At 62.9% G+C, this 17,222-nt stretch carries 13 protein-coding genes; 5 read left to right on the forward strand and 8 right to left on the reverse strand.

All coding sequences use genetic code 11. The annotated features are described in order from the left end of the window. Window position 1: 1 nt before the first annotated feature. Genes F4X08_09560 through F4X08_09570 form a run of 3 tightly spaced genes read right to left on the reverse strand, consistent with a single transcriptional unit; the run spans window position 2 to window position 4,432 of the window. The gene (locus F4X08_09560; protein ID MYD26045.1) at window positions 2–1,804 is read right to left on the reverse strand and encodes a M3 family oligoendopeptidase; all 1,803 of its coding nucleotides are present in this window, start codon (window positions 1,802–1,804) and stop codon (window positions 2–4) included. A gap of 21 nt (window positions 1,805–1,825) precedes the next feature. Continuing rightward, the gene (locus tag F4X08_09565; GenBank protein ID MYD26046.1) at window positions 1,826–3,370 is read right to left on the reverse strand and encodes a D-aminoacylase; all 1,545 of its coding nucleotides are present in this window, start codon (window positions 3,368–3,370) and stop codon (window positions 1,826–1,828) included. A 39-nt stretch (window positions 3,371–3,409) separates the two neighbouring features. Next, a complete protein-coding gene (locus tag F4X08_09570) occupies window positions 3,410–4,432 on the reverse strand; it encodes an SMP-30/gluconolactonase/LRE family protein (protein ID MYD26047.1) in 1,023 nt (340 codons plus the stop codon). A 230-nt stretch (window positions 4,433–4,662) separates the two neighbouring features. On the opposite strand from F4X08_09570, the gene F4X08_09575 reads away from it, so the two are divergent. Continuing rightward, on the forward strand, window positions 4,663–5,670 hold the full coding sequence (locus F4X08_09575; GenBank protein MYD26048.1) for a hypothetical protein: 1,008 nt from the start codon (window positions 4,663–4,665) through the stop codon (window positions 5,668–5,670). A 47-nt stretch (window positions 5,671–5,717) separates the two neighbouring features. Here the strand turns inward: F4X08_09575 and F4X08_09580 are convergent, their stop codons facing one another. Further along, window positions 5,718–6,365, reverse strand: coding sequence for a protein-L-isoaspartate(D-aspartate) O-methyltransferase (locus F4X08_09580; protein ID MYD26049.1), 648 nt, complete (start codon window positions 6,363–6,365; stop codon window positions 5,718–5,720). A 225-nt stretch (window positions 6,366–6,590) separates the two neighbouring features. Here F4X08_09580 and F4X08_09585 point away from each other — a divergent pair, with 225 nt between their 5' ends. From F4X08_09585 to F4X08_09595, 3 genes are all read left to right on the forward strand, one after another. Continuing rightward, window positions 6,591–7,382, forward strand: a complete 792-nt coding sequence (locus tag F4X08_09585; GenBank protein ID MYD26050.1) for an MBL fold metallo-hydrolase — start codon at window positions 6,591–6,593, stop codon at window positions 7,380–7,382. 162 nt (window positions 7,383–7,544) lie between these two features. Beyond that, the gene (locus F4X08_09590; GenBank protein MYD26051.1) at window positions 7,545–8,642 is read left to right on the forward strand and encodes a mandelate racemase/muconate lactonizing enzyme family protein; all 1,098 of its coding nucleotides are present in this window, start codon (window positions 7,545–7,547) and stop codon (window positions 8,640–8,642) included. A 145-nt stretch (window positions 8,643–8,787) separates the two neighbouring features. Beyond that, complete coding sequence (locus F4X08_09595) at window positions 8,788–9,720, forward strand: hypothetical protein (protein ID MYD26052.1); 933 nt, start codon at window positions 8,788–8,790, stop codon at window positions 9,718–9,720. 20 nt (window positions 9,721–9,740) lie between these two features. Here F4X08_09595 and F4X08_09600 read toward each other — a convergent pair whose 3' ends face one another. The 3 genes from F4X08_09600 to F4X08_09610 form a co-directional block, all read right to left on the reverse strand. Next, entirely contained in the window at window positions 9,741–11,765 is a 2,025-nt protein-coding gene (locus F4X08_09600) for a peptide transporter (GenBank protein MYD26053.1), read from the reverse strand. A gap of 181 nt (window positions 11,766–11,946) precedes the next feature. Continuing rightward, the gene (locus F4X08_09605) at window positions 11,947–14,172 is read right to left on the reverse strand and encodes an ATP-dependent RecD-like DNA helicase (GenBank protein MYD26054.1); all 2,226 of its coding nucleotides are present in this window, start codon (window positions 14,170–14,172) and stop codon (window positions 11,947–11,949) included. Between the two features lie 21 nt (window positions 14,173–14,193). Continuing rightward, a complete protein-coding gene (locus F4X08_09610) occupies window positions 14,194–14,655 on the reverse strand; it encodes a nucleoside-diphosphate kinase (GenBank protein MYD26055.1) in 462 nt (153 codons plus the stop codon). A 207-nt stretch (window positions 14,656–14,862) separates the two neighbouring features. Between F4X08_09610 and F4X08_09615 the strand changes: the two genes are divergently transcribed. Beyond that, on the forward strand, window positions 14,863–16,272 hold the full coding sequence (locus tag F4X08_09615; GenBank protein ID MYD26056.1) for an amidophosphoribosyltransferase: 1,410 nt from the start codon (window positions 14,863–14,865) through the stop codon (window positions 16,270–16,272). Window positions 16,273–16,323: 51 nt separating this feature from the next. Here F4X08_09615 and F4X08_09620 read toward each other — a convergent pair whose 3' ends face one another. Then, the gene (locus tag F4X08_09620; GenBank protein MYD26057.1) at window positions 16,324–17,199 is read right to left on the reverse strand and encodes an acetyl-CoA carboxylase carboxyltransferase subunit beta; all 876 of its coding nucleotides are present in this window, start codon (window positions 17,197–17,199) and stop codon (window positions 16,324–16,326) included. Window positions 17,200–17,222 lie beyond the last annotated feature (23 nt).

Genomic DNA, 17,222 nt, shown 5'->3' on the forward strand with positions numbered 1-17,222 from the left:
GCTAGTTCAACACGGCCCGGCTTTCGTCCACGCTGGATTTGAGCCGTTCCAACACGCCTTCCAACCCTCGTATGGCATCGGACCAGAACCCGGGCTCCGTAAGCTCCAGGCCGATAGTCTGCCGCACCACGTTTTCCGCCGTATCGCTTCCGGTCAGCTTGAGGTACTGCTCGTATCTCGGCAGGAAATCCGGACCGTCCTTCTCGTACTGGGCGAAGAGACCCCGGCTGAGCAGGTAGCCGAAGGTATAGGGGAAATTGTAGAACGTGGTGTCCGTGATGTAGAAATGGAGCTTGGACGCCCAGAAATAGGGATCGCCACCCTCGGGATCCAGCACGTCGCCGAGCACGCGGCGTTGGGTATCGACCATCATCTCTTTCAGCCTGCTCACGCCGATTTCGCCGTCCGCCCGTTCTTCATGGAAGGCTTTTTCGAATTCGAAGCGCACCGGGATGTCCATCAGGTAGGTCGCGCCGTCGCTGGCCTCCAGGTTCAGCAGGAAGGCCCTGGATTCGGCGCTCACGCCCGGTTCCTCCAGCAGGCCCCGCATGAGCAGCATCTCGCCGAAGGTGGAAGCCGATTCGGCCAGGGTCATGGGGTAGGCGCGGTTCAGCGTGCGTTCCCCTCGCATCAGATGGCCGTGAAAGGCGTGTCCCAGTTCGTGGGCAAGGGTCAACACGTCACCCATGTTGTCGTTATAGGTCATGTAGACCCGGGACTCTTTCGTCAGGGGAGAACCCGTGCAGAAGGCGCCGGGACGCTTGCCCGGCCGGGGTGACCAATCGATCCACTTCTGGTCGTAGGCGCCTGCCGTGTAGTCCGCCAGGGCGGGATATCCGGCCGCGAATGCGCGATGCACCAGTGCCCTGGCATCTTCCCAGGAAGGTTCGTCCTGATGCTCCACCGTCAATGGCGCCGAGAGATCGTACCATCCCAGTGTATCGCCGCCCATGAGGTGAGCCTTGTACGCCAGGATATCGCGGGCGACGTCGATTTCCGCGAAAACGGCTTCGAACATGGCGTCCAGCGTCTCACGTGAGATCGCCGCCTGGAAGAGAGCCTTATCCAGATAGTGATCCATGCCGCGATGGCGGTACAGGGTCAACCGTGTGCCACCGATGGCGTTCAATGCGGCGGCCGGCACGGTCTCGATCGACGACCAGGCCTCGTTGCCCCCCTCGAAGGCGGCACGGCGCACGCGGCGGTCCGGGTGTTCCATCAGCGCGCGGCGCTGCGCCATGGGCACCTGCTCCCGACGTCCGTCCGGATAGGCCATTTCGAAAGTCAGCTTGCCCGAGATCCTGTCGTACAGCCGTCCCCAGGCCTCGATCCCGTCCACGCCCAGGTCCGACGCCAGGTGTTCTTCCTCCGTGGACATGGTATGCCTGGACTGGTCCCTGATCCGGGTAATGCGGTACCGGGCGTCCCGGAGGGCGGGGCGGGAGGTGAACGCGTCGAATACCTCGTCGGAAGGAGTCCTGAATCCCCGCTGAAGTTCCACGAGGATCTTCGACATCCGTGCGTCCAGCAGGCTCAACGCCCCTTCCTCCGCGGCGAAATCCTCGTTGTTCGCGTCCGCGGAGGTAATGCAGGAAACGTAGGAGCCCAGGTGCCGCAACCGGGTGACGGCGTCTTCGAAGGAGAGGACGATGCGCTCCCACGTTTCCAGGTTACCGGGGTTCAGATCTGCCGTGGCCGAGGCATCGGCCAGCAAAGCGTCCAGGTCGTCCCGGAGACCGGCCTTGAAACGGCGCATCTCCGATCCGTCGAAAGCGGGAAAGTAAGCAGCCAGATCCCAATCCATGTATCTACAACGCGTCCCTTCCTATCCTCTGCGCAGGACCTGGCCCGGCCGATGCGCCGTGGGCTCGTGGTTTTCGATGACCGGAATGCCGTTGACGAAGACGTGGGGAATACCGTCGGGGGGCTGTATCGGCGCTTCGAAGGTGGCCCGGTCGGCCACGGTCTGCGGATCGAAGACGACCACGTCCGCGGGAGCGCCTTCGCGCAGCACGCCCCGGTCTTTCAGCCTGTAACGTTCCGCCGGAAAGCCGCTCATCTTGTGGACGGCCTCTTCCAGGGAAAGCAGCTGGCGCTCCCGAACGAATTTACGGAGCATCTGCGCGAAACACCCCATACCCCGGGGATGGGGATGGGTGCAGTCATAGACGCCGTCGCTGGCGACCATCATGAGGGGATGGGGCGCCGTCCGGTTCAGCACGGCGTCGACTTCCGCCTCAGGCACCGGCCAGAACATGACGAAGGCCTGGATGCCGTCTTCATCGAGCACGAGGTCGTAGGCGAATTCCTCGTTGGATTTGTTCACGCTCCGCGCGGCTTCGCCCAGGGTCATCCCCGCGAAACGGCCGGAACGTGTGTAGCCGATGTATTGACGGTCCGCCAGGTTCGTCGACTTCAGATGCTCGAGGGCCTTGCGGCGGGTGTCCGGCTGGCGCATCCGTTCGAGCACTTCGTCGGGACTGCCCGTCTGCACCCACATGGGCAGCTGCATGGTGATGTGGGTCATGCCGGCCGGGTAGAGATAGGACTCGAAGGTGATGTCCACCCCGTCTTTCACGGCCTGATCCAGGATCGGACCGGTCATGTCGTCGACGCGCTCGTGCGACGTGTGCACGGGAATGCCGCTGGTCCGGTGCAGGTCGATGATTTCCTGCCAGGCCCGTTCCCGCCCAAGGATCTGGTACCTCAGGTGGGCGGCGTAGATCCCGTCGTACTCCAGGGCCACCTTGCAGAGCGCCACCAGCTCCTCGAAGGGCGCGTTGGCGCTGGGCTGGTAGTCCAGTCCCAGGCAGAGGCAGCCGGCGCCGGCTTCCATCCACGCGCGGGTCTCCCCTTCCATGACCTTCAACTGGTCTGGCGTGGGCGGCCCGGGGTCCCAGCCCATGGCCTTGACGCGCACCGCGCAGTGCGGTACCTGGGGATACACGTTGGCGGGGGAGCGGCCCGGAAAGAGATCCAGGTATGAATCGATGGTGGGCCAGTCGACCGGCTCCAGGGGCTCGCCGTAGGCGAACTGCGTGTAATGCCAGAGGGGTAGGGCCTCTTCGGACGACAGGCCGGCCCAGCCGAAGCCGTCCGGCGCCAGTAAATGGGTCGTCACGCCCTGCCGGAGGCCGCCCATCTGGTCCCGGCCGCCCAGCAGGGAATTCTCGGAGTGAACGTGGACGTCGATGAATCCAGGGCACACGACATGGCCGCCGGCGTCAATCGTCCGGACGGTCTCGGCATCCGACAGGTCGCCGATCCCCGATACGCGTCCGTCCTGAATCCCCACGTCCGCACGGTACCGGTCGGTCTTGCCGGTACCGTCAATCACCTCACCCCCGCGAATGACGACATCGAAGGCCACACATTCCTCCAGTCAGGGTTGTCTGTCAGGTGCTGTCTTTCAGGAACTGTCCGGCCACGGAAAACGGGCCTTGTACTCGGGTTTTCCCTGGATGTCCTGGCGCACGCGGAACAGTCCGCCGCCGCGGTAATGCTCGCCGTATGCCTGCCAGTCGTAGTCCTTCGGGTCGAGCGGAGAGCCAGGTTCCAGCGAGGTCCCGGCGGTCGTTACGTAGATGTCCGTCAGGTCCGTACCGCCGAACATGACGCTCGAAGTCTGGATCGCCGGCAGCGCGATGCGCCGCTCCTCCACGCCGTCGGGGTCGAACCGGACGATGCATCCATCGAACCAGACGGCCGTCCAGACGAATCCCTCGGCGTCCACAGTCATCCCGTCCGGAACCCCCGCGGTGTCGGGCAGCTTGACGAAATCGCGCCGGTTGGACACGGAACCTGTTGCCCGGTCATAATCATAGGCGTAGATCGTCCGCACGGCGGAATCAGTGTAGTACATGATCGATTCGTCCGGCGAGTACCCCATGCCGTTGGTGCACCCGATCCCCTCTTCGATGACTTCCACGCTGCCATCGGGATCGAAACGATACAGTTTTCCCAGGCCGCCGTCGATCAGGGAGCCAGCGAACATGCGCCCGCCGGGATCGGCCGTCACGTCGTTGAAGCGCAGTGGTTCTCCTTCATGGGTCTCGTCGAAAACGCGCACCCACTCGTCGTCCGACTTCCAAAGCACGACCCCGTCCCAGATGCAGGCCACAAGTCCGCCGAATTCGTTGAAGGCGAACCCGCCGACGTTGAAACCGTCGTGCACCTGGCGGTTCTGATTCGTGGCCGGGTCATAGGTGAAGAACCGGCCGGTCCGGATGTCAGTCCAGATCAGCGTCCTGCTGTCCGGATCCCAGACCGGACCCTCGCCCACCATCGCCTCGACTTCCGCGATCTTCTCAATGGTCGCCATCATGGCATTGCTCCGGTTGAACAAACTCGAAGGCCGCACAAGTCGTGCCGATTCACTGTGTCGTGCCACTTCATTTAAATGTACGCGTGCGGTACCGCCGGGGATGGACATATCGGCGGGATTGCAAGTATATATACCAAAAGACGGCGAGGGTCAAGGTGGGACATGGTTTTATAAACAGGGGGGTTGCAGTGGGATTCCGGTAACGTGTGCGGTGTGGCGGCCAAGCCTTGCATTCCCGGTAAATGAAGGTGTATATTGGTCTGATCCTGAAATGTTTTACTGATAAATCATCAACCGATGTTTGTGGGATCAAACCCGAAGTCCGGGATCCTGTATCGATGAAAACCTACCTGGAAGGCTGCGGCGTCCCCACGGCCAGGATCGGCCAGGCCGAGGTACCCCGACTGATCATGGGAATCCACCCCTACGACGGCTGTTCCTACCAGAACAAGGCGCGGGACGCGGAGAATTACCGCACCTTCGGCCGGGTCCAGTCGGTAGCCGACGTGCTTCGATATGCCGTCGAGGAAGGCGGCATCACGGCCGTCCAGGTGGACCACATGCTACCCAATCTCGACCGGCTGCATCTCCAGGCCATCTGGGAAACCGAGCAACAGACCGCCACACAACTGGGCATCGTGGCCTACATCCTGATTCCAGTGACGCTCGACGGCGAGATCGTCTCCTACTCCGACCGCGCCCATTCGACCTTCTACGGCCGAAACGAAGCCCTTGCCGGCCAGGCCTTCCGCGATCACTTCCACCGCGACGACATCATCCGATACAACCTGGGCGACACCTTCGATGGCATCGTCACCCCGGAAACCGTACCGCCGTACACCGAAGAAGAAGCCGCACGATTCGAAGTCGACTACGGCGTCCTTGAACAGTACCTGGGCTTCTTCGCCGGGTGCGATATACTCGTCGCCGATCCGGGCGCCGAGATCGACCTTCTCGCCATGACCGGGCGCTTCGACCTGATCCGCGAGTACCTGGGATTCCTGCGCCAACGTTTCGACACCGTGATTACAAGCGTCCATCACGCCGGCGTCACTCTGCCACTGCTCGAGGCCGAGGACATCCCTGTCGACGGCTATCTGACCACCGTAAACGCCCCGGGCACTTTCATGTTCCCCACGCGCGACGTGGCCATAGACGCCATCAGACAGACCACCAAACCCGTCATCGCCATCAAGCCGATGGCCGGTGGCCGTTACCTCGGACACAAGGCATTCGAGTATGTCTTCAACGAGATCGGCGTATCGGCCTCGATGTTCGGGATGGGGACCTTGGACCAGGTCCAAGAGACCACGCTGGCCGCCCGCGAGGTGCTGGGCGCCGCCTGAGTTGCCTTTGAAAGACCGTTGCAGCCGTTCTTCCTCTACTCCCCATCCTACACCATGGGCACGAACCGCACGCCGCCGTGGTGTACCTTAGTCGCCTCATCTCCCGACCGCATCACCGAATACAGTTCTTCGCCAATGGGGATGACCATTTTCCCCTTGTCCTTCAACTGGCGAAACAGCTTCTCGGGGAGCTCACCGGGCGCCGCCGTCACCATGATCTTGTCGAAAGGTGCATGCTTGATCCACCCTTCGTAGCCGTCACCGATCCGGTAATGGATGTTGTCGTAACCCAGGGATTCCAGGGTCTCCCGGGCCCGCGCGCCGAGGACGGACAACCGTTCCACCGTGTAAACGGACCGTGCGAGCCGGGCCAGGATCGCCGTCTGGTAGCCCGATCCCGTGCCGATTTCGAGGATCCGGTCCGATACACTCACATCGAGCAGGCGGGTCATGAGGCCCACGATGTAGGGCTGGGACACGGTCTGTCCAAGGTCGAGGGACACGGCGCAGTCTTCGTAGGCCTGCGACCGGTACGCTTCGGGAATGAACCGGTGCCTCGGCACGGTGCGCATGGCCTCGATCACCCGGGGCTCGTCGAGACCGCGTCCACGGATCTGCTCCTCGATCATCCGTTCCTGCGATGAAACGGGCACCACAACGGACTCGATTTTCTTGAATATTCGGGATAGCAGCATGGTCCGTTCAGTCTACAGGAGCCACCCGGCCGGAGCAAGGCAATTCAAGGCAGTCCGGCGACCCAGAATCCCGACGAATCGAAACGTATCCCGGAGTGCGTCCGGCTCGGCCCGTACCCAAGTGCCCCGCTTGACACGACCGCACCGAAACACTAAGTTCTCCGGTGCCTGCAAGCCCATGAAAAAGGACATTTTGAACGGCTGTGCTCAGAAAGGACCTCCCGCATGCACCCATTCGAAGCCCTGCAAGTACCCGCCGGAAGCGTAGGCATCCACTGGTTCGGACAGAGCTCTTTCGGTCTGAAGCATCCGGACGGCACGGTGATCCAGGTCGATCCATATTACCCCCGGGAAAGGCCCGCGGACCGCTTCGTCCATGCCCGGCCGCCGCTGGACGAAGGGACCCTGAATACCGACTTCGTGCTCCTGACCCACAACCACGGCGATCACACCTGCCTGGAATCTCTGGGGCGCCTGGCGGCCGCCTTTCCGGATGTCCGCTACGTGGGACCGATCGAGAGCACTGACGCATTGAAGGAAGCGGGGCTGACCGCCGGGAACATGACGGTCGTCACGGCCGGCGACACCGCTGAAATGGGGTCCGCGAAGGCGCACACGGTGTGGGCCAAGCCTCCGGCGGGCCTGCCCGACGACGGCATCGCGCCGCCCGACGTGCAGCACCTGGGTTACGTCGTCGAAATCGGACCGGTCCGCGTCTATATCTCCGGCGATCCGGTCAACACCTTCGCCGACCACGAGTCCCTGCTTGCGCCGGTTCGGGACCTGCGGCCGCAGATCGGGTTTCTGACCAATCACCCGAACGAGGGCGAATTCCCCTTCTTCGAAGGATCGGCCCGCATTGCGGTTTCCCTGGGCCTGAAGACCGCCGTGCCCGCCCATTATGCCTGTTTCGTCGCGCGGGATTACGATCCGCGGGAATGGGCTGCCCATCTGCCGGAAGGCGGGCCGGAACCCCTGATCATTCCGTACAACCAGTCCATGGTGTACAGCCCCTGAGACCGGTTATAATCCGGTGCTCATGGGGTCGCGGCGGGTCGTGGCGGGTCGCGGCGGGTCGCGGCGGGTCGCGGCGGACCGCAGCGAGTAGCGGCGAGTCGTGGCGGACCTTCTCGATTCCCCGGACCGCGGTGAATCCCGGCGTATAGAGAAGCACGTGCCATGCGCATAACCGGCATCAAACTCGACGCGGTAGACGTGAACGGACAGCATCACTGGGTGTTCGTGCACGTCCGGACCGACGATGGCGTGGACGGATTGGGTGAGCTCAATCCCTCGGCGCCGAGGCAGGCGGTCCTGGCCGCGTTGCGGGAAATCGAGCACGAGGTCGTCGGGAAGGATCCCCGACGGATCGAACAACTGACCGCGCAGTTGAAACCTCGACCTGAGGATCGGCCCGCGGTGCACGCCCTGTGCGCATTCGAACAGGGGCTATGGGACATCCTGGGGAAGTCACTGGACGTCCCGGTACACGACCTGCTCGGAGGCAGGTGCCGCGACAGCATCCCCGTTTACGCCAATGTCACGCGGGCCGCGCTGGAGGGCACGCCGGACGACTTCGTCCACCAGGCCTCGGGCGCCGTCTCAGACGGACACACCGCGGTGAAGATCGCGCCCTTCGACGGCCGATTCGGCGACGGCAACACGCTGATCGACCACGGACTGGAGTGCGTGCACGCCGTGCGGGAAGCTATCGGCCCGGATATCGACCTGCTCCTCGACTGCTACGGTCGTTTCTCGCTGGATGAAGCCCGACGGATCGTGGATGGACTGCGCGGGGTCGAACTGTACTGGCTTGAGGAGCCGGTGGGGGAGCGGGACCTGGAAGGCTATCGGCAAATCAGAAAGGAAACCGGGTGGCGTATCGCCGGCGGAGAACGGGCCATGCTCATCGAAGGATGCTGGCCCCTCTTCGACGCCGAAGCCATGGACGTCCTCATGCCCGACGTCACAATCGCGGGCGGCATCGGCGAACTCAAGAAGATCGCCTCCATCGCCGAAAGCAGGGGGCAGTTGACCGCGCCGCACGGCCCCTTCGGTCCGGTTGCGGTTGCGGCCCACGTACAGATCATGGCTTCTCATCCCGGATTTCTCATTCTCGAGTACGCCTGGGGACAGGTGCCCTGGCGCGAAGGACTCGTAACGCCCGAGGAACAGGTGGAAAACGGCCGGATCGATGTCCCCGGGCGCCCGGGCCTCGGCCTGTGCCTGGACCCCGCTGTCGTGGAGGAAAACCGCGTGGACCCGGCGGCGGCCTGAGTCAAGGCCGGCGGCGGCCTGATCAACGGCCATCCGTTGTAGGGTCACACGATCCCGGTACACCGGCCCCACGACCGCAGATCACACAACTCGCCGATTCCGCGACCGCCGGTTCGACAGTCACTACCCGAAAGGAAACTGATCCATGCATACCGAAGCCCTGTACGACACGCTCGATTCCGTCACCGCGATTCCCATCGTACCCTTCCGCGGCGGTACCATAGACTTAGGCGGCCACCGAAGGAACATCAGGTACCTGATGGAGAACAACCATCTCGATGGCAGCAGAAAGCGCGTGATCGGGATCGCGGGCACGAGCCTGATCCACCACTTCTCCTTCGAGGACCAGATGCGGGTCATCGAGGCCACCGGGGAAGAGATGGGGGAAGACGGGTTCCTGATGTCCGGCATCGTGCCGAATCCCCTTTCCCAGGCTGAGGAACTCGTTCGCGGTCAGTCGGCCTTTCCCCGTCCGCCGGACATCTACCTCATCATGCCGCTCACCGGCGTGGCCGACCACGAGGCGACTTACGATGACTACATGGCCTTCGCCGAGCGGCTGGGTACGGATTGCGACGCCCGCTTCCTGCTGTACATGCGGTCCGCGGACTACGTGAACCCGATCATCCGGCTGGTAAAGGACTCTCCGCACATGGTCGGCGTCAAGGTGGGTACCAGCGAAGAAGAAGTCGCCCCGCTCATAGAAGGCATCGGCGACGACGGCATCGTCATGTGGGGGATCGGAGATCGGAGCACCCGGGCCGCCGAACTGGGCACCCGGGGGCACACTTCGGGCACGGCCATCGTCGCCGCCCGCTCCGCCGACGAGATCAACAACGCCCAGCGACGTGGAGATTACGCGAACTCGGCCGCCGTAGAAGCCCTCATCGCAGACCTCGAACACCTGCGTTTCATGAACGGCCGGCAGTACAACTATTCGGCTGTGGTGGAAGCGATGATCATCGGGGGCTGGGAGGATGTTGCGGCGGGCGAGGGCGGTCCCTTCAATCCTCGGGTGCCGCGGGACATCGCCGCCCGCGTGGCCGACGCGGTGGAGCCGCTGCGGGCCTACCACTAGGCGACCGGTTCCGGATTCCCTCAATACACGATCTGCGAAATCGCCTTGGAGATCAGCGCGATGGCGATGGCGATCATGCCTATGAGTCCAATGCCGGCCCCGTAGCCGGCCAGCACAATGGGCACGTACGACATCCATTTCTCTTCGCCGAAGCGCTTGGTGAAGTAGTAGCGCCCCAGGATCGCGCCGAAGAAGGTGGGCAGGGTCTGCCAGAGCGGCATGGCCATGCCGCCGACCAGGCCGTAGAAGAAGAGAGGCGAGCCGCCCACCAGCGTAATCAGGCCGAAAAGTCCTCCCGTGATGCCCAGGCCGGCGATAATGTACTCGATCTTGATGATATCGAAGATGAACGTGATGCCGCCGGGCAGGGTGGACTTCACCCATATGGTCCGCATGGCCGCGTTGAGGGGCCACATCTTCTGCACGTAGGGATAGGCCGAGGACGGGATGGGGTTGAGTTTCCACACAAGCGAATAGAAGATGAAGCTGCAGACGAACATCAGGATGGTGGTCACCGCGGTCAGCTTGACCACGCTGCCGAAGGTCGTCTTGGTGAGGTCGAGCTGCTTGAAGGTCTCGGCCACCTTCCCGTGCTCGAAGATCGGTATCGGCGCGAACCACACGTCGACGCCCCGGTAACCGGACAGCAGGAACGAAGCTTCCTTGACGAAGGGGAAGGAGGTGCCGTAGGGCGAACCCGTGATGCCGATCATCCGGGCCCCGATGTAGGAAAACACCGGCGACCAGAGGAATCCGAAGATGACGCTGATCCACCACGGAAAATCGGGGATCAGGATGTAGAGGATGACCACGAAGCCCGTCGTGCTGACGAACCAGAAGATGAAGACGAGCCAGATCGGCAGGTCGCCCCGGCCCTTCGGCGTCGGCTGCACCTGCGTTTCACGGTTGGGATCTTCCCGCCGCTCCCGGTTGGATTTCAGAATGGCCCGGATGGTCGCAGTGAAACCCACGATGCCGATGACGAGGGAGGCGCCGATGGTGAAGCTGAGCCAGAAATCGATGTTGTTGGATATCTGCGTCGGGATGAGCGACATCCCGGGCTCCCAGGTGGTCAGGATGCCGTTGTGGTAGAGGAGCGGATTGGCGACCAGCGCGATCGCAGCCGACGACACGAATGTACCGATCACGACCCAGTAGGGCAGGACGAACCCGGCAAGGAGCGTGCCGAGATCGGTGCCGATGCCCACCATAGTCGCCGGCAGCACTTCCCGGAGACTGGTGGTGAAATCGATGAAGGGAATAGGCAATATGGTGATGGGCGTGACCAGGAAGGTGCTGGACAGGATGGGGATCATCACGTACAGGAGTCCCCACGATACGCCGATCACGGACCCGATGCTGAACGCCCGCCATCGCCAGCCCTCCCGGTTCTGCGACGTTTCGGCCAGCGCCGTGGCACCGCCAGCGTGCACCCGCGCCAGGGGGAAGGTCAGCCGTTCCACGTCGTTGGTGACCCGGAAGAGGATGTACCCCATCGAGTAGGAATTGACGGCGAAGAGTAGCGTCACCGCGGTGAGGACGAGGACGGGGACGAACCAGTCCATGTGGAAGAAGGTCCGGCTTGCCATCGCGGTGGAATCGAGCGTCGGAACGACCCAGGTGGGGATCAGCGTGGCGATGCCCGTGGCTTCCGGGGACTGCTTGTAGTACTGCTCCCAGATCAGGTGGGCGAAGGGGCCGCCGGTGATGCCCGTGTTCATGGCGTTCCCCGCGGCGGCCAGCCCGGCCGCGGCCCAGTACAGGATCATGATTTCCTGCCGGGTCATCTTGACGAGGGACCGCTTGGCGATCTCGAGGAACAGGATGACGGTGACCCAGTCCGCCGCGCCGGTCTGCCCGCCCGTCACCAGGCTGAGGTAGATCGATCCCGGCAGCATGATGAACCCGACGAACAGGCAGGCCCAGATCGTCTTCAGGTTGAATCCCGGCAGGTAGGGTTCGTCCGCTTCGCCGAACAAAGCGGTATCCGGATTCTGGTACTGCTCCGGACTGTCTTCCCTCTGTTCCTCTTCACGGACGGACAACGCGGGCCTCCTGAAGCGGTACTGCCGTTAAATCACGCAACATGTTGTACGCCAAGTAGATACAATGTATTCACATCGACGCTGATTGTGGGGGATTCACCAGTTACCGCATGCTCGGATAACAAGTCTGACAAGATAGGACGCCTCCTACACCTGTCAAGTTGTATTTCGTGGCCGAACCTCACGGCGAAAGGCCCTGAAGACCCGGTAGGCTTTCCGTCCGGTCGCCGATCAATTCGCCCAGCGCATCCCGCAGCCCCGTATAACGCTCGACGACCCGGTTGTTCTTCACCGCGATGGCGAGGGCCTTGGGCGTGCCGATGAGGACGGCCAACGCCCGGGCCCGGGTCAGCGCAGTATACAACAGGTTCCGCTGCAGCATGATGTAGTGGGTGCTGTAGAGCGGCAGGATGATTGCGGGATACTCGGACCCCTGGCTCTTGTGCACGCTGATGGCGTAGGCCAGGACCAACTCATCCAGTTCGCCGTAGTCGTACCGGATGGATTCCTGGAAGGAGATGTCCACGGCCTGGTCGTCCGGATCGATGTGCGTGATGCGTCCAATGTCGCCGTTGAAGGTCATTTTCCCGTAGTTGTTCCGCGTCTGCAGCACCTTGTCGCCCACGCGCAGTTCCCGGTCGCCCCGCTTCAACGAGGCGCCCGACGGGTTCAGCACCTGCTGGAGCTTCTGGTTGAGCTGGTCCACGCCGATATCGCCGCGGTACATGGGGGTGAGTACCTGGATGTCGTTGAAGGGATCGAGGCCGTACTTGCGTGGCAGGCGGTCTGTCAACAGCTCGGTGATCTGTTCCGCGCCGGCCGCGGGGTCGGGCTCGTTGATGAAGAAGAAATCGCCCTGGTTCCTGTTCTTCGTGTCCGGCATTTCGCCGCGGTTCACCCGATGGGCGTTCATCACGATGCTGCTCTCCCGGGCCTGGCGGAAGATCTCGGTCAGGCGGACCACCGGGAGACGGCCGGCGTCTATCATGTCCCGGAGGACGTTGCCTGCCCCCACGGAAGGCAACTGGTCGACATCGCCCACCATGATGAAGCGGGCTGACGTCTTCACGGCCCGCAGCACGGCGTTCATCAGGACCGTATCCACCATGGAGGACTCGTCGAGGATGACCAGGTCGGCTTCCAGCCTGTTGTCCTGGTCGCGGCCGAACTCCATGAGCCCCGGGTTGAACTCGAGCAGCCGGTGGATGGTTTTCGCCTCGGCGCCGGTCACCTCGGACAGCCGCTTCGCGGCCCGGCCCGTCGGCGCGGCCAGCAGCACCTTCGCTCCCACGCGGTTGAACAGGTAGACGATGCCCTGCACGCAGGTGGTCTTGCCGGTCCCCGGACCGCCGGTAATCGCCAGGACGCTCCGGGATGCCGAGGTGTGTATCGCCTCGCGCTGTTCCGTGTTGAATACGATACTGCGTTCTCTTTCGATGTGCAGGATGTGTTCGTCGATTCGTTCGGGGGGCGGCGGGGTGCGGGGATGGTCGACCAGGCGTGCGATGTGCCGCGCGATGCCCTGCTCGGCGTAGTAAAGGGGCTGGAGATAGACCCGGTCTTCGTTGCGAAGGACGACCTCGGTCCGGACCAGGGCGTCGATGCCGGACGGAATGGTATCGGCGTCGACCTCGAGCACGGCGGCGCTTTCCTCGGTGAGGGTTTCCAGGGGCACGAATACGTGACCGTCGTCGGCCTGCGCCTCCAGGACGTACCGGATGCCGGCCTCGACCCGGGCGGGTGCCCCGGGATCCACCCCCAGGTTCATGGCGATCTTGTCGGCGGTCTTGAAACCGACGCCCCAGATATCCGTGGACAGGCGGTACGGATTCTCCGTGACCTGCCTGATGGCCTCGTTGCCGTAGGCCTTGTAGATCTTCACCGCGTAGGCCATGCTGACGTCGTGTCCGAGCAGGAACTGCATGACCTCCTGGATGTGCTTCTGTTCCTCCCAACCGGATCGGATGACGTCGATGGTCTTCTTCGCGATGCCCTTCACCTCGGACAGCCGGCCGGGCGTCTTCTCGATGACCTCGAGGGTGTCCTCGCCGAAGTGATCGACGATCATGGCGGCCTTGGCCGGACCCAGTCCCTTGATGAGTCCCGATCCCAGGTACTTTCGAATGCCGTCCGTGGTCGTGGGCTGGATCGATTTGGATTCGACGATCTTGAACTGCTTGCCGTACTGCTTGTGGGTTACCCAGAACCCGGAGACTTCGACGCGCTCGCCCGGCGCGATCTTCGCCAGTTCGCCCGTGACGGTCAGCAGGCCGTCCCGCGTGGCCGCCCGCGCCAGGTTCTCGGTGGTCTTGCAGGCGTCCGTTTCGGCGCGCAGCCGCGCGACCGTGTAGCCGGTCTCCTCGCTCTGGTAGGTGATGCGCTCGATGGTACCGGTGAGTATGTCCATGCCTGACCGGAGTAAAGGCGCCTAACGTTCGTCGCTGGCGTAGACGACGGCGTCTTCCGCCTTCGCGTAGGTAAACAGTTCATCCTCGGAGAAGAAGCGGGGCACTTCGTCCCGTGCCGTTTCCAGGGAGTCGGAAGCGTGCACAAGGTTGCACTGCACGCTCATGCCGAGATCGCCGCGTATAGTGCCCGGGGCGGCCTGCCTGGCGTTCGTCACGCCGCACAGGCCCCGCACGACGTCCACGGCGTCGACGCCTTCCAGGCACAGCGCCACGACCGGCGTTTCCTGCATGAAGGACTTGATTCGGGGGAAGAAGGGCTTGTCGGACAGGTGCGCGTAGTGTTCGTCCAGGATCCCGTCGGTCAACTGCATCATCTTGAGACCGGCGACCTTGAGCCCCTTGCTTTCGAAACGGCCGGCGATGAGGCCGATCATTCCGCGCTGCACGGCATCCGGCTTGATAAGAACAAGCGTTCGTTCCACGGACTGATTCTCCTTTAAAAAGTGGGTCGGGGCAACGGATTTAAACCTCGTGCTTAGCCTCGTGCAATGTAGGCGGCGGCACCCGGAGTGTCAACGGAAATGCCCCCTTGGAAATTCGCCTCGATCACGTAAAAATGCGGTGGACATTTCCAGCTTCGGCGCATATAATGTCGGTGGGCTTCATCAACATACAATCGGGGCAAGGCCATGTGGGAAGACGATGAAATTCGCGAGGAGTGCGGTGTCTTCGGCGTTTATGGCGACCCCGCAGCCGCACGGCTGACCTTCCTGGGGTTGTATGCCCTCCAGCACCGCGGCCAGGAAAGCTCCGGCATGGCGGTCTCCGATGGCCATCACATCGCATCCCACCGGGCCATGGGCCTGGTCAGCGAAGCCTACGAACACGGCGAGCGGGTGAACGATCTCGACGGCCACATGGCCATCGGCCACAACCGGTATTCCACCACCGGCACGTCCAACGTCGATAACGCGCAACCCTTCATGGTCAACTTCAAGCGCGGACAGTTGGCCACCGCCCACAACGGTAATTTCACCAACACGGGCGCGCTGCACCTGTCGATGGAAGAGACCGGTTCCATTTTCCGCACCTCGTCGGACAGCGAGATCGTACTCCACCTCATCGCGCGATCGAACGAACCCGACCTGCCCGGCATGATCGCGGACGCCCTGCGCCAGGTCGAAGGCGCCTATTCCATCGTGTTCCTGTCCGATACGCAGCTGATCGGCGTCCGGGATCCCCGCGGATTCCGGCCCCTGTGCCTGGGACGCCTGGGTGATGCCCACGTGCTCGCATCGGAAACCTGCGCCTTCGACATCATGAAAGCGGAATACGTCCGCGAAGTGAAACCCGGCGAGATGGTCGTCATCGACGAACACGGCATGCAGTCCTTCTTCCCCTTCGAAGAGGCAGAACCGGCCGCCTGCATCTTCGAGTACATCTACTTCGCCCGGCCCGACAGCAAGGTATTCGGAGAAAACAGCGACAAGTTCCGCCGACGCTTCGGTCGCCAGTTGGCGGAGGAACACCCGGTGGACGCCGACATCGTCATCGCCGTGCCGGATTCGGCCACGACCGCCGCGCTGGGCTATTCGGAGCAGTCGGGAATCCGGTTCGAGATCGGCCTGATCCGGAACCACTACGTGGGGCGGTCCTTTATCGACCCGGACCAGTCGATGCGCGAATTCACGGTGAGATTGAAGTACAACCCGGTTCAAGGCGTGCTGCGGAACCGGCGCGTGGTCCTCGTGGACGATTCCATCGTGCGGGGCACCACCCTCAATCAGCTGGTCAGGCTGATCCGCGGCGCGGGTGCGTCCGAGGTGCACGTGCGGATCAGCAGTCCCCCCATCCGCCATCCCTGCTACTACGGGATCGACATGCAGAGCCGGGGCGAGCTCATCGCCTCGCAGACCCGGGTGGAAGAGATCCGCCAGTATCTCGGGGCGGACAGCCTGGGCTACCTGTCCATCGAAGGCATGGTGAAGACCGGCAAGGAGTATGGAAAGCCCGGGGTGGGCTACTGCACGGCCTGCTTCAGCGGGGACTACCCGGTCATCCCGGAAGATTCGCTCAACAAGCTTATGCTGGAATCGTGAAAAGCGCGGCGCCTGCGCATCACGGTGACATGCCTACATGCGCCAGGCGCGTCACGGCGCTTCCGGCGCCAACTCTTCCTTCTTTTCCCGGTCGGGGAAATAGCTCAGGATCGTGGACAGGGTCTCCCGCAACCCGGTCCTGGGCACGACCTGGTCGACGAAACCCTTGGTCAGGAAGAACTCCGCGGTCTGGAACCCCTCCGGCAGGCTCGATCCAATCGTCTGTTCGATCACCCTTCCGCCGGCGAAGCCCATCATGGCGCCCGGCTCGGCCAGGGTGAAGTCTCCCAGTGAAGCATAACTCGCCATCACGCCGGCCATGGTCGGATTCGTGATCACGACGACAAAGGGGATCTTCTCCTCCGACAGGCGGTTCAGCCAGAGGGAAGTCTTCGCCATCTGCATGAGGGAGAGGATGCCTTCCTGCATGCGCGCGCCGCCCGACGTGGCGACCACGAGCAGCGGGATCTCCAGGTCAAGTGACCGCCGGATGGACCGCGTTACCTTCTCGCCGACTACGGATCCCATGCTCCCGGCCAGGAAGGACCCGTCGTGGATGGACAGGGAAACGAGCCTTCCCTCGATGCGTCCCGTGCCCGATACCACGGCCTCCATCATGCCGGTCCGCTTCTGATACCGCTTCATGTAGTCCGGGTAGTTTTCCTTCTCCTTGAACTCGAGCGGGTCGACGGTGCGCAGATCCGTGTCGGTCTCCGTGAAGGAGTCCGGGTCCATGATCAGGGAGATGTACCCCTGGTGGCCGATCTTGAAATGGTACCCGCAGTGTGCGCATACGTTGAAGTCCCGTTCGAGCTCCGCCTTGTACAGCATGGCGTCGCACTTGTCGCACTTGACCCACAACCCCTTCGGTATTTCCTTGCGCTTCTGCGGGCTCAATCCCCGCTGTCTTCTCTCAAACCAGGCCATAGTTCGCTCGCTTAACGCTGTGG

Source organism: Gemmatimonadota bacterium, assembly GCA_009841265.1.
Taxonomy (GTDB): domain Bacteria; phylum JAAXHH01; class JAAXHH01; order JAAXHH01; family JAAXHH01; genus JAAXHH01.

Bases quoted from the DNA above. Each gene is read 5' to 3' on its own strand.
- F4X08_09615 (MYD26056.1), top strand. From the start codon at position 14,863: ATGTGGGAAGACGATGAAATTCGCGAGGAGTGCGGTGTCTTCGGCGTT.
- F4X08_09570 (MYD26047.1), bottom strand. From the start codon at position 4,432: ATGTCCATCCCCGGCGGTACCGCACGCGTACATTTAAATGAAGTGGCA.
- F4X08_09560 (MYD26045.1), bottom strand. From the start codon at position 1,804: ATGGATTGGGATCTGGCTGCTTACTTTCCCGCTTTCGACGGATCGGAG.
- F4X08_09580 (MYD26049.1), bottom strand. From the start codon at position 6,365: ATGCTGCTATCCCGAATATTCAAGAAAATCGAGTCCGTTGTGGTGCCC.
- F4X08_09605 (MYD26054.1), bottom strand. From the start codon at position 14,172: ATGGACATACTCACCGGTACCATCGAGCGCATCACCTACCAGAGCGAG.
- F4X08_09585 (MYD26050.1), top strand. From the start codon at position 6,591: ATGCACCCATTCGAAGCCCTGCAAGTACCCGCCGGAAGCGTAGGCATC.
- F4X08_09620 (MYD26057.1), bottom strand. From the start codon at position 17,199: ATGGCCTGGTTTGAGAGAAGACAGCGGGGATTGAGCCCGCAGAAGCGC.
- F4X08_09590 (MYD26051.1), top strand. From the start codon at position 7,545: ATGCGCATAACCGGCATCAAACTCGACGCGGTAGACGTGAACGGACAG.
- F4X08_09575 (MYD26048.1), top strand. From the start codon at position 4,663: ATGAAAACCTACCTGGAAGGCTGCGGCGTCCCCACGGCCAGGATCGGC.
- F4X08_09595 (MYD26052.1), top strand. From the start codon at position 8,788: ATGCATACCGAAGCCCTGTACGACACGCTCGATTCCGTCACCGCGATT.